General features: G+C 41.4%; 9 protein-coding genes. All 9 read right to left on the reverse strand.

Features of this window, described 5'->3' with window-relative positions:
• Nucleotides 1–147: 147 nt before the first annotated feature.
• The 9 genes from RGE70_RS04645 to RGE70_RS04685 all read right to left on the reverse strand — a co-directional run bounded on the left by RGE70_RS04645 (nt 148) and on the right by RGE70_RS04685 (nt 13,163).
• Nucleotides 148–510, reverse strand: coding sequence for a cytoplasmic protein (locus tag RGE70_RS04645; protein ID WP_310470375.1), 363 nt, complete (start codon nt 508–510; stop codon nt 148–150).
• A gap of 1,299 nt (nt 511–1,809) precedes the next feature.
• The gene (gene yiaY, locus RGE70_RS04650) at nt 1,810–2,958 is read right to left on the reverse strand and encodes an L-threonine dehydrogenase (RefSeq protein ID WP_310470377.1); all 1,149 of its coding nucleotides are present in this window, start codon (nt 2,956–2,958) and stop codon (nt 1,810–1,812) included.
• A 286-nt stretch (nt 2,959–3,244) separates the two neighbouring features.
• Nucleotides 3,245–3,718, reverse strand: coding sequence for a LabA-like NYN domain-containing protein (locus RGE70_RS04655; RefSeq protein ID WP_310470378.1), 474 nt, complete (start codon nt 3,716–3,718; stop codon nt 3,245–3,247).
• Nucleotides 3,719–3,893: 175 nt separating this feature from the next.
• A complete protein-coding gene (locus RGE70_RS04660; RefSeq protein ID WP_310470379.1) occupies nt 3,894–4,073 on the reverse strand; it encodes a hypothetical protein in 180 nt (59 codons plus the stop codon).
• 206 nt (nt 4,074–4,279) lie between these two features.
• Nucleotides 4,280–5,773 (reverse strand): hypothetical protein, encoded by a 1,494-nt coding sequence (locus RGE70_RS04665; protein ID WP_310470380.1) that lies wholly within the window; start codon nt 5,771–5,773, stop codon nt 4,280–4,282.
• A 421-nt stretch (nt 5,774–6,194) separates the two neighbouring features.
• Nucleotides 6,195–9,293 carry a multidrug efflux RND transporter permease subunit gene (locus tag RGE70_RS04670; RefSeq protein ID WP_310470381.1) on the reverse strand — a complete coding sequence of 1,033 codons (3,099 nt, stop codon included), beginning with the start codon at nt 9,291–9,293 and terminating at the stop codon, nt 6,195–6,197.
• Nucleotides 9,294–10,388: an efflux RND transporter periplasmic adaptor subunit gene (locus tag RGE70_RS04675; protein WP_310470382.1), complete on the reverse strand. Its 1,095-nt coding sequence runs from the start codon at nt 10,386–10,388 to the stop codon at nt 9,294–9,296.
• 274 nt (nt 10,389–10,662) lie between these two features.
• On the reverse strand, nt 10,663–11,742 hold the full coding sequence (locus tag RGE70_RS04680) for a metallophosphoesterase (RefSeq protein ID WP_375087899.1): 1,080 nt from the start codon (nt 11,740–11,742) through the stop codon (nt 10,663–10,665).
• Between the two features lie 188 nt (nt 11,743–11,930).
• Nucleotides 11,931–13,163 carry a hypothetical protein gene (locus RGE70_RS04685; protein WP_310470383.1) on the reverse strand — a complete coding sequence of 411 codons (1,233 nt, stop codon included), beginning with the start codon at nt 13,161–13,163 and terminating at the stop codon, nt 11,931–11,933.
• Nucleotides 13,164–13,366: the final 203 nt, after the last annotated feature.

Consider the following 13,366-nt stretch of genomic DNA (forward strand, 5'->3'; position numbering starts at 1 on the left):
TATTGTTAGCTTTTATGTACTTAGTAAAGGCATAAATGATATTAAGAAGTGTGAAGCTGGTCTGGTAAATTTTGTAGATTTGAATCTGAACGTTGATTTTGACATTAATTGGCGGCATGTTCAAAAAATAGAACATGCCGCTAATGACTATAGTTTGCTTAAGCGTGACTTATAATCATCAATGACATGTTCCATTATTTCTTGTACGGAAGTGTCTTTGGTTTTGCTGTCCATAAATACTTTAAATGTCGCAAGAACATGAATGTCATCTCTGAGCCGATCATTTTTAATTGAAAAATATGCTTGCTCTTGTTCGGCCTCCCGCACCACGCAGTCTTCATGCTCAAATAACCGGGTTCCTGAGTGACCGTGCCATTTGGTAATTCTATCGAGTGCGATTTCACATGAGCGGTTAATCTCAATATGGTTTAACCAACTTGTTGGGTGAGAGGGGTCCTTAACGTGAGGGCATCGGACTGTATAGTTATAAACGTGAGAAATTGCTGTCATAAATTACCTACCTGTTCGCTGTAACGGATGCCACCTTTGGCATTGTTTTTACTATGGCTCACCCTTTAGGCCTGCCTGTGCGTACTGTATGCGTCTAACATTAACAATTAAATTCTAATGAATCGTCATTTCAATAATGGCTTATCTGTCAAGCTGTTATATAAAATCATTCAAAATAGTTAGTTTATTTGTATCACTATTAAGAGACTATTGGAACTAGAACTATAGCTATTTATTTTGTCTAGTTAAACTTATTTGCTCTGAGTATTTTTTACCATGACAAACGCTTTGATAAACTTGTCCTAGCTCCCATTTTTTTGCTACAAGTCATTACTAGAGCGAGTATGGCTAATAAAGACTCAGATAATGAACTTAGACGATTTAATTAATGCTTTTTATTGTCAGCAAGTTCAGATTTAGGCTGTTGATAACGCACCTAACTCAGCCCAATAGTTGTACATCAGCGATATCGGCACCAAGGGCTAATCAAGTTTGTAATGGGTTAATTGCCGCGTAGGCATGACTTCAATATTTCGGTTTAATCACTTTTGGGTCATCGTGAATTTAATGTCAATGGCGTGGACAATCCATTGACTTTGAGTGGGATAATGAATGCAGCTCTGGTTATCGGTGGTGAGTTCATCTTGATAGCGAGCGGCCGGAGAGTACGATATTGAGCCCAGTTGCCGTTACACCTGCAAGCGTATGTTGAAGTATATAGAGGTCAACATTATACAGTGACAGCATTACGGTTTAAGCATGAGGCGCTAAAGCCATGGTCATGTATGAGACACTGTTGTTATTTTAATAATTTATTATTCAATTCAGGTCGTTCTATCGCGCATTAAGGTCACATTATAGGTAGCTGTAATGTAAAGCTGAGGCGGTATTGCATAGGCAATGCATTCACTGTGCAGAGTATAAAAGGCGATAAAACCGATGTAAGGGATATTTAGCGGATAACACGCATTAAAAAGCCCACTCAAAGAGTGGGCTCGATGTTTGTTTTAACTTTTGCAGGGAAAAAACTAACGTCTTAATTATAGCGTTTCTTTGAAAATTTGCATCAATATAATATATCGAAATGCGCTAGCTGTTTCGTCGTAATGATTGTAAATGGTTCGATTGCGAGATTTTGCTCTGAATTGTTGATTTAAAAAATGATATTGTGCTTTTTCATCTTTTGATAATTACAGTATACCTTAAGATCGGCCAGAACATTACGAGTTCTGTAAGTAAAGCCAAAGTCGAAATGGCTTTACTTGTCATAGACGATGCACTGCTTAAATGCAGCTCATTTTAGAGTGCATTAGTGAATATTTGACAGATCTCGGCATGAGTGGCTTGTTTTGGGTTTGTAAATCCACAAGCATCTTTTAAGGCATTGTCTGCCAGAGTGGGAATGTCTGTTGCTTTTACGCCAAGTGCTGTGAGGTTTTCAGGTATTTTAACCGCAACCGACAAGGCTTTGATCGCCTCAATAGCGGCGGTAGCACCCTCGGTATCATTCATGGCGGTAATATCAACGCCCATTGCCTTAGCAACATCTTTTAAGCGTTCAGGTACCACTTGGGCGTTATAGGCTTGAACATGTGGTAATAACAGCGCATTACACACACCATGGGGCAGATCATAAAAACCACCTAGTTGATGCGCCATCGCATGCACATAGCCTAAACTTGCATTATTAAAGGCCATGCCCGCTAAGAATTGGGCATAAGCCATTTGCTCGCGCGCTGCGATACTTTCACCATTATCAACCGCTTCAACTAAATTGGCTTGAATGAGTTCGATTGCCTTAATGGCACAGGCGTCTGTAATCGGGTTGGCAGCAATTGACACATAAGCTTCAATGGCGTGGGTTAACGCATCCATACCGGTTGCAGCAGTTAATCCAGCGGGTTTGAGCAGCATGAGCTCAGGATCATTGACCGATAGGATCGGCGTGGTATTTTTATCAACAATGGCCATTTTAATGTGACGTGTTTCATCGGTGATAATACAAAAACGTGTCATTTCACTAGCGGTACCGGCGGTGGTGTTGATAGCAACAAGTGGCAGCTGTGGTTTAGTTGAAACATCGAGCCCTTCATAATCTTTAATACTGCCGCCGTTGGTGGCCACTAGTGCTATGCCTTTAGCGCAGTCATGGGGCGAGCCACCACCAAGAGAGATAACAAAGTCGCAATGGTTAGCCTGTAGTAATTCAAGGCCGGCCTCAACATTACTCACTGTTGGGTTTGGCTGTACACCATCAAACACTACTGCTTTAATGTCATTTTTGGCTAGTTTGTCAGTTACCTGAGCAACAAGGCCTATTTCAACTAATGGTTTATCTGTGACCACAAGGGCATTTTTAAAGCCTAAGGCTTTGATATCACCGATGGCGTCGGTTACTGCATCTTGACCTAAAATATTAACTGATGGGATAAAAAATTTAGCAGCCATAAAGTTCACCTATACACGAAATGTTGAAAGTTGATAAATCTATTGGTAATTAAATTACCAGTGATGGTGGGTTTAAGGTGTGATCTGGCGCTTGTAAATTCACATATGAGATTTTTATGATAATAAATTAGATATGCATAACTAATTGTGTAATTTTATGACGTAAAGCAGGTAAGTCACGAAAGTGAGAATTTTGAGTTGAAAAATGCAGGATCACCCAATCGGTTCCTGCACTCTTGCTAACATATTGTACTTACGACCTTTTAATGCATTTTTGAGCAAAGTTTTACAATAATAGGCTGGTATCAATCTCGTGGTACTTGTTAGCCGAATCAATGAGTGATTTAGCGGTTAAACCCGGAACACCATAAACTTGGGTTTCTACGCCATACTTTTGATGGATTTTTAACATCAACAGGTCAAAATCGCCATCACCAGAGAGCAAAACTACAGCGTCGACTTCGCTGGCTGCTTCCATAATATCGATGGTGATCCCCACATCCCAATCACCTTTAGCAGAACCGTCACTGCGCTGAATAAAAGGTTTGAGTTTTACCTCAAAGCCAATGTGCTTTAGTGCGTCTTGGAACTTGAGTTGGCCGTCATCACCACGATGGATGGCGTATGCGCTAGCGTGGGTTATTTCACCTTCATAGCCGAGGTGTTGCCATAGCTTGCGGTAGTTAAATTGGCGACCATAAGCTTGCCGACAGGTGTAATAGATATTTTGCACATCAACAAACAAAGCAATTTTTTTCACAAAGAGTCCAAGTAGGAAAGTAGCTTTGTAACAATACATTAGGTAGGCAAAGTAGTGAAGTGCAGCGCAAAATTAAACTGATTGAGAACTAAATTGACGGCGGTTTTCGTCGAGAAGGAAAGTGTATTATAAACGGGATCAAATTAGATTAAGCATAACAAGGTAATGAGTGCCACTAAACCCAAACGTCAATGTGGGTGTTACGGCTATTAGTACTGTGATTTCTGCGCTCATAAACGTTTAAATAACTATTATCAGCTTTGTCATCAGTGCCAATAGCTCGGCGCTCTATAACAAACTTACCATTTATTTTTACGGTTTCAATAATCCTTGGGGGCATTTTAGATTTAATCATCAGCACCACCTCCTTGTGATATTTAACATCAACTTAATAATTAACTTTTGACGACATAAATAATTATAGTCGCGTTTTATCAAATGGCATGCTAGGGGAAGGTGGTTTTGCAAATATACGAGGTGGTATTGGCTAAGTCGCTTTTTTTATTGAATAAAAAAGGACGCATTAACGGCGTCCTTTTTAGAGGGAGTGTTATTGACGTATTAGTTTATGCTGTTAGATATCATCATGCTGTTGGTTGATAACAGTGCTTGATGCATAGCGCTTTTATCAGCAATTGAAACAATTGAGCCGTTAGTGTCGCTTTGCTCTGGCACTAGAATTGAGTCTTCTGCTGCAGTTTGTACATTTAACGATTGTGCCATCATATACTCTAGCGCTTGTGATGGAGAATCGGAGGCTGTAAGGCCAATCTCGATTCTGTCGCTTGTATCAGGATCCAAGGTTACAACGGTGCTGTTCATTAATACTTGCTGTGCATTTGGTACGGCATAAATTGATTGATAGAAGTTACGCCCACCTACAGTCGTGGTTGAACGCACTTGAGTACGCTGTAGGTCAAATTCATTGGTACTAAAGCTGGCGGTATCGATACAATAATCGGCTGATGTCTCAGAGCTACAGCTATTTAACACTGTTACATCGTTAAAGTCGTATAAGGTCGGAAGAGTGTTGTCGATAATACTATTAGCACCATCAAGGGCGATGTAAGAATGGTATTGCCAGTTATAGTTGCTCTCTAGGCCTGTAAAATAAGCTGACCAGTGTTGCATTTCACTACTGCCATCGACCAGTGCCACCTCTTCATTAGTCGCAAATAACTGCTGCCATAAATACGTATTGCTGTTGGCAACCATGTAAATTGCACTTTCCTCGGCAATAGTTAGATTGCTTGCTGTTGTCCAAGTTTGGGTGATGAGATTTTCGTTGGTCAATGGTCGAGAAACGATGACATCAGAGCTATTGGTATCGTAAATATAATCTGAGTCGATTAAACCATAATGAGTGATGGTTGTTGGTTGGTCTTCAGCATCATTGGCAAAGGCGGTAACGAGTACTGATTTGCTAGCTGGCAGCTCAGCTTGAACAGGAATATTTGCAGAAATGCTATGGCCATCTACATTAGTGCCATAACTTGATTGGTAGTAGTTAATACCCGTTTCTTGTAACACAGAGACTGCGGCAGTGCTTGAGAGCTCTACAGCTTGATATTGATCGCCTTTGTAGCAGCTCGCTCCCGTTTGAGGCTGACGCACGTTCAAAACAAGATCAGACAATAACTCTTTTTGCACGGTAAACATGTAAACATCAGCATTGCCGCCAATACCACCGTCAACTTCTTCTAAAGAAACATAGCCGCCATCTGGCACATTAGCACTGTCGATAGACACGATGCCGGTTGTAGGAACATCGTCAGCTGTAATGGTGTATTCACTGATAACGCTACCATCACGTTCATGGAATAAAACATTAAACCCAGCAAGGGCAATTGAGGCTGTAACGACTTTAGAAGGGTCGCTCGTTGCATTGTCATAAATGACGCAATCTTTAGCAACATCAGCGGCATCTTCAACATGTAAGTTGACTATCTGCCAGTTATACTTTGGCTCTGTTGCTGGCGTTGATGAGCTGTCACTGCTACCACAAGCCGATAAACCTAATGCGATGGCTATAGCTAAAGAAAGTTGCTTTTTCACTTGTTATACCTCAAAAATTCATAAATGCCTCGTTACTACTGCTTAAGCAATTATCTGGCCAAGTTTCAGGTTATTTTGATCTTTAATTTCTAATAGATAAATAACTTTAAATCATGGTGTTATAACTACTCACTGCTGTAAATAGTGTTGCAGGTGGGCGGTGGTTGTTGAGTGGGTGTTTGTTGTTTGTTGCGCTTGGGGTTGGGTGTTTACATGTTTTTGTTTATGTATTGGCGTCACTTTTGGCCGTTTTGCTACGATATCGGATTAAGGTCGATTTATTGACGTTCTAGGTTCAAGGTGGATTAATTCATTCTGACAATATAATGTCATTTAAAATTCGTGCTAACAGATGTGAGTAAAACCGAGGCAAACAAAAAGGGACGACTAATCGTCCCTTTTTGTTGTCATTAACGGCTGCCTACTTAGTTTGCTGCGCCGCGATTGCTTGGTTTAGCTGCGCCTCAACGTAACCTGGCGAGTGAGTGCCCGCAGAGATCAACCGGTACATTGCCGGGATCACTAATAGTGTTACAAAGGTGGCAAAAGCCATACCGTAAAATACGACGGTACCAACCGCAATTCGACTTTCTGAGCCAGCACCGGTTGACATGATTAATGGGATCGCACCAATCAAAGTGGTAAAAGCCGTCATTAGAATAGGGCGTAAACGTCTTGCTGACGCATCGATAATTGCTTGCTCAATACCCAAACCTCTATCTCTAAGTTGGTTGGCAAATTCGACAATCAAAATACCGTTCTTTGTAACCATGCCTATCAGCATAATCATGCCTATCTGGCTATAAATGTTCAGCCCTTGCCCAGTTAAATATAACCCTAAGAAGCCACCAAACACTCCCATAGGTACAGTAAACATGACAACTAAAGGGTTAATAAAGCTTTCGAATTGGGCTGCTAGGACTAAATAAGCCACCAGTAGAGCTAATGCAAATACTAGAAAAACGCTACTTTGGTTTTCTTTGAAGTCCTTGGATTCACCATTATATGCAATCGAAATATCACTGGGCAGCATCTCAATGGCTTTTTGATCTAAAAAGTCTAATGCCTCACCCAAAGTATAACCATTACCGATATTGGCTTTAATGGTGACAGACTTTTGCTTGTTGTTGTGGTTAAGCCGCTGGGCAGACGCAACCTCTTCAATGTGGGTGACTGTGTCGAGACTGATAAGCTCACCTTTGTCTGAGCGCATGTAGATCTGGCTTAAGTCGGCAACATTATTAAAGCTGTTTTCGTCACCGCGCAGATATACATCATACTCTTCACCTCGTTCAACAAAAGTGGTTTCGCTGCGCCCGCCTAGCATAACCTCAAGGGTTTCTGAGACTTCTGCTACGCTAATCCCCAGTTCTGCTGCGCGCTCACGGTCAACGGTGACCACTAGTTCCGGTGAAGTTTCTTTGTAATCAATTTCTGGGCTTTCAATTATTGGGCTATTGAGCGATTCTTCTTCAAGTACGGTAGCCCATTTTAATAGCTCTTTGTAGTCAGAGCCTCCAAGAACAAATTGAATAGGTTCACTTGAGCCACCTCTAAAGCCAGGTAGAATGGGGCGAACCATCACATCAGGAATGCCTTTAAGTGCATTGCCAACAAGGCCAAGAGCCTGCTGGGCAGTGGTACTACGTTCGCTCCAATCTTCTAGTTGCATGATAACTAAGCCAGTTTGGTCACCTGCTCGGCCACCAAATGCAGGGGCCTGAATGCTGAAAGATTTCACCACACCTTGGCCCAATAGCGGCAATAACTTCGCTTCAGCAATTTCCATATTCGTTGCCATACGGTTATAGCTGGTGCCATCTGCTCCTTTAATAAAGACATAGAGTAAGCCTCTATCCTCTTTCGGGGCGAGTTGTGAAGGCACTTGCTGCATTAAGTAACCACTGCCGAGCACACAAGCAATAATGACGATAGGCGCGGCAAACCTCAATGACACTGCCTTGGTGACTATTTTACGGTAGAGCAGCTCTAGGCGCTCGAAGATAGACTCAATCCACCCGTTGAAACGGTTAGGTTTTACATTTACCTTTAACAGTTTACTGGCTAGAACCGGCGTTAAAGTTAAGGCTACAATCGACGAGAAAATAACTGAAACGGCTAACATCACCGAAAACTCAGTGAATAGTAAGCCAATCATGCCTTCCATGAAGGAGATGGGGAGGAACACCATCACCAACACCGCAGTAGTGGCGACAACGGCAAAACCAACTTCTCGGGTGCCTTTATAGGCAGCAAGCAGTGGTGGTTCGCCCTTTTCAATATGATGAAAAATATTTTCAACCACGACAATGGCGTCATCAACGACTAATCCAATTGATAAAATTAGCGCCATTAAAGTCAGTAGGTTAATAGAAAACCCAAAGGTACTAGCGGCAATAAACGCTGATATTAATGATACCGGAACGGTGACGGCTGGGATCAAGGTAGCACGGGCCTGACCGATAAAAATATACAGTACTAGAATTACTAATAAAGCAGTAATCGCTAACGTGTTAAACACTTCATCAATTGAGCGGTCGATAAACACTGTTGAATCGTAGTCAACAACTAACTCTGTGCCTTCAGGTAAGAATTGTTGAATAAGAGCGACTTCTTTATGAATTTTTTGTGCCACTTCTAACGGGTTGGCATCTGACTGTGCTACCACACCTAAACTGATATTCGCGACGCCATTACTTTTAAAGGTTGAGCTTTCATTCTCAGCGCCAATAAATACTTTGGCTACATCTTTTAAATATATAGGAGTGCCGTCAGTTGATCTGCGCACGACTAGGTAGTCAAAATCTTCGGGTGTCTGGTAGAGCCTAGCTGTTCTTACCGCCATCACCGTGGTGTCGTTACGTACTTCTCCGCCAGGGGTTTCGACATTTTCTTGATTTAGTACGCTAATGATATCGCTAGTTGTAACTTGTCGACCGGCCATCAGTTCGGGTTGTAACTGCACGTACATGACTTTATATAAGCCACCAGAAATATCGATACTACTCACACCAGTGATAAGACTAAAGCGGTCTTCTAATACCCGTTCGGCGTAATCCGTGAGTTGTGTTCTGTCCATGGTCGAAGAGATCAGATTAACGTCAACTGAAGATTCTCCAGTACCATTGTCTTTTGACACTACGGGGTCATTTGCCTCGTCGGGAAGCCGGCGTTGAGCACGGGCAACAGCATCACGCACATCACTGACACCCTCGGTTAGATCCCAGCCTAACATGAAGGTCACAGTGATACGGCTGGAGCCGTTACGTGTGACAGATTCAATTTTATCAATGCCGCTAATACCGGTAATTTCACTTTCTAGCGTGGTTGTTATTTGGCTTTCCATGATAGTCGCCGAGGCGCCTTCATAGGTTGTCCTGACCGTAACAACTGGGCTTTCAACGTCAGGCATTTCGCGTACTGCGAGTTTGCTAAAAGAGACTGCGCCAAAGACACATAGCAGTAAACTTAATACTATTGCAACGACAGGCCGTTTGACAGAGACATCAGAAATCCACATTTATAGATTTCCTTTTGCTTGTTGCGCGCTATTAACCGCTGTTTGAGAAGCTGTTATATCATCAATTTTCAAGCCGTCGCGCATATTAACAAGCCCTTGTACTACGACTCTGTCGCCAATATTTATGCCATCAGAAACTAATACTTGGTTATCAATACGAGCGCCTAGGGTAACCTTGGTTCGCTTGGCAATTTGGTCTTCTCCTACGATATACACAAAACGGTTGGTACCTGAATATTCAAGAGCTTGCACAGGGATCACTGGCTCAGATACAGAAGGGAAAACCAGTGTGGCAGACATCATCATGCCTGGTTTGAGCTGTTGCTGTGGGTTAGCAAATTTAACCCTAACGCGTAAACTGAGTGTGTCGTGATTGATTCTAGGGTCAATGGCAGTCACTTCACCTGTAAATGAAGTGTCGGGCCAGGCGCGGCTAGTTGCGTTAACGCTCATTCCAGTGCTTAGCATTGATAAGTAATTTTCTGGTACTTGTAGGTCTAAACGCATGTAGGATAGGTCATCAAGTGTGAGCAGTTCAGTGCCTGCTGTGACCATTTTACCTTGGCTATAGTCGATTAAGCCCGCAGTGCCTGAAAAAGGTGCTGTAAGGAAATGGTAGTCAAGCTCAGCTTGCGCCGCCGACAGCTTAGCGACAGCCATATCAACACTGGCTTGCTGGGCATCTATTTCTGTTTGGGTAATGGCGCTGCGATCAATTAGCTTTAAAAACTCAGCCAGTTTGCGCTTTTCATCGGCAAGGTAGGACGTTGCCTCTGCCACTGCGGCCTGTGCTTTGGCATCATCAAGGTGAATTAACACTTGGCCTTTTGTGACCGCTTGGGTTGATTTAACATCAATTGAATCTATCTTGCCTGCAATTTGCGGTGCGATTAGCACTGACTTTTCAGCATCAAGATTGCCAACAAGTGACAATGATTGGGCTAGTTCATGTTGCTCTACTACATAGGTAACAACTGGAACTGTGCGAACAGCTTTTCCGCTAGGGCCAGGTTTGTTGGCGTAAGATACGCTGCTAACCGCCAGTGCACAGGTGGCAGCGATTAATAAGGGAAGAAGAATGCGAAACGATTTCATGGGGCTCTACTTAATGCGACCAAAGTTGACACATATTAGAAAAAAAATGAGGCGAATAGGGTAAAGCAGTGTAAATAAAATGAAACCAGCATAGTAAATTTCCCGATTTTGTGACGTCGGTAGTGTGTTGGTAGCGTTTTACCTTGCTTAGTATCCTTTAGGTTTTAAATGTTGGAAGTGGTGTTACATTGGTTAGTGCGGTTCGTCATTGTTTACATTTGCAAAAAGTAATGCACTAATTTCATGGTTTTACTTAATAAATGATGCACAATCATTAGAGTTGTTTTTGTTGCCCGTTATATAAACCACGGGTAAGAGTTTTATTTTCAATCAACAAGAGCTCACCAGATTGACCATTTTTGATGCTTGAATCAATAGCAATGACCTTGTTGTTGAATAAACCGCGTACCTGTTTTTGCGACGTATGGCCTATGACAATATGATTAACGTTGAAATAGTTAAGAATGGGATCTAATTGAGCTTCGGTAAATGCGTCATCAAAATAGCCTCTGTACCATGTGGGGCCATTACCAAAAAATAGGAAATTAAGTAAGTCGTTAGCTTTAAGCTCAGCTTTGGGAGTGTCGATATGTTGGCGATAAAGAGTATTCGCTTTGGCTAAAGTTAGCTTTCGTGTTATCCATTCATTGCTTATCCCGCCATGCATATAGAGAACATCATTGATTTTTATAATGGTATTTTTACTACGAAGCCATTGACCTATTTCTGAATCAATACCGTAGAGTTTATCGTAGCGACGGTTAATGAGCGTTGTCGATATGTCATAACGCTGATGCACATAACGCAGATCGCCACTCAATACCATTTGTTCATGATTACCCATTAGAAGGTGCACCATACCGCCTGTTTCTCTGGCTTGTTGGTCAAGTTTATACATAAACCAAAGTACTTCATTGACTTGGTGGCCACGGTCAAAAATGTCCCCAGTCATCACCATATGACCATCACTAAAAGACCAATTCCCCTCAGCGTCAATGATCTGGTGTTGCTTTAGCAATGTGAGTAGCACATCAAATTGGCCATGCACATCACTTAATGCTACAACTTTTTTTACCCCTGTATAAGTATCGGGCATGCGCTGCTTTATCACGGTAGATAATTTAGGTTGAGGCAGCTGTCCGCAGTGTTGAGGCTGTTTGAGTTGCTGGTTTATGACTAAGGTAGTTTTGAGTTGATTATTACAGATCCAGTAAGCTGTGGCCTGACTTGATGGGTCAATGAATACATAAGGGCCATCTGTTTCAGTCACAGCTTTAGCAAGTAAGCGTGGGCTCACTGACAATAAGCTCATCATTAACACTGTGCTTAGTATCATCAGGCGTATAAGGCTCATTATCACTTCCCTTAATCAATATTCAGTATGGTTTAATTGCTGTAGCGGTTACAAAATCAAGGTAAGGCAAGCCACTTATACTGCTCTGCATTATTTAGGTTGTAATGAATCAGAGCCAATAAAAAACTCGCTTAATGATTAAGCGAGTTTTTTATTGTTGAGCTGAACACCAGTATCGTTACACTGGATTACTTATTAAGCGGCTCATTGGTAAATTCAATATCCTGCTTTTTAGAAGGAGGTGTGATCCCAATGAAATACTCATAGCCTTTTTTAGCTTCTTCTGGAGCTTTAGGAGTCTCGCTTTGTTCTTTAACCGGAGTTGGAACCGTTGTGCTATCTGCAAGCAAGGTAAATTTAGCTTTTGGTGCTTTAGGCTTAATACTGCCCTTTGGTGTTTCTATTGGTGATAGGCGTTCGACACCGTTAGGTTTTTTAGCAACTTTGCTTTCAGTTGTAGTTTTAAAGTTGTAATTAAATACACCATTACCTTCAATTTTTTCTACGCTTGATTTTTCACTGTTATGGTATGAGGCCAAAATACCATGTTTGCCAAGTGGCATTTCATGGAACAGCTTGGTACCAGTACCAATTTTTTTACCATTTACATACCAGTCAGCAGGTACGTTACTAACTAAAGTAACCATCGCTGAGCGTAAGCCAAGCCTTTCATTGAGCATGGTATCTATTTTGCTGTTATAAGATGGCTTAAAGTTCATTGCCACTTTATAGCGTAAATCGCCAGCCATGTTCATGTTAGCGTCTATCACTTCGTAAGAAAGTAAAACGCTTTTATCATTCAAGAAAGGCGACTCATTTCGCGTGGTGGTCAGAATTGAGTTCTTTGACTCTTTCAAACAATCGGAGATTGATTGATATTTAGAACACTTAGTCGAACCGTCGATATTAACCGGGAAATTACTGCTCGATTTAGACAAATCAGCGATTAAACGATTAATAATGTCTGTTTTTAACTCGAATAATTGTTGGCTTTTATCAATCCTTAACTTATTGACTGATTCATACTCTTCTTGAATCAATAGGTTCTGGCGTTCTAGCGCGGCAGTATCGATTTTTTCTTTGAGTGTTAAATCCGCTGTTTCATTGACGTTGGTTTCGATTTTTTCATAAAAACCGCCCATCTCAACTTTAGCCAAAATTTTGTCTGGTAATTGCGAGATTAACTTTTGGTAGTCAACTTTGTTTGCTTCAATTTTCTCTTTAATTTCTTGAATATCGTAATAGCGCTTATTCAAAGTAGAAAACTTATCATTTACAGCGATCAGTTGAGAGTCGATATCATACTTGTTTTCAATCTGTCTGAAAGCGGCCTGCTCTTCTTGGTTGATAACTTTTAGCGAAGCAAATGCATTGCTCGACAGCAAACACATCAGTACAAGGGAAATAGAACCGTATCTCACAGCAAACTCCATTTTAAATTATCCACTGAATCAACTCCTAAATCTCTAAATACGACTAATCGAGAAGAATTTATTTTCATATAAGGTTTTAGCATGTTACTCAAGTTAATTTCGCTTTACAAATAGATTGTGCAGAGAAATCACAATAATATGACTGACGTCGAAAAAGGTTGTATGCGTTTTACCGCAGATAGAAAAACAGA

The organism is Shewanella youngdeokensis (assembly GCF_033180165.1).
In the GTDB taxonomy this organism is placed as follows: domain Bacteria; phylum Pseudomonadota; class Gammaproteobacteria; order Enterobacterales; family Shewanellaceae; genus Shewanella; species Shewanella youngdeokensis.

Bases quoted from the DNA above. Each gene is read 5' to 3' on its own strand.
- RGE70_RS04680 (WP_375087899.1), bottom strand. From the start codon at position 11,742: ATGAGCCTTATACGCCTGATGATACTAAGCACAGTGTTAATGATGAGC.
- RGE70_RS04660 (WP_310470379.1), bottom strand. From the start codon at position 4,073: ATGATTAAATCTAAAATGCCCCCAAGGATTATTGAAACCGTAAAAATA.
- yiaY (WP_310470377.1), bottom strand. From the start codon at position 2,958: ATGGCTGCTAAATTTTTTATCCCATCAGTTAATATTTTAGGTCAAGAT.
- RGE70_RS04675 (WP_310470382.1), bottom strand. From the start codon at position 10,388: ATGAAATCGTTTCGCATTCTTCTTCCCTTATTAATCGCTGCCACCTGT.
- RGE70_RS04670 (WP_310470381.1), bottom strand. From the start codon at position 9,293: ATGTGGATTTCTGATGTCTCTGTCAAACGGCCTGTCGTTGCAATAGTA.
- RGE70_RS04645 (WP_310470375.1), bottom strand. From the start codon at position 510: ATGACAGCAATTTCTCACGTTTATAACTATACAGTCCGATGCCCTCAC.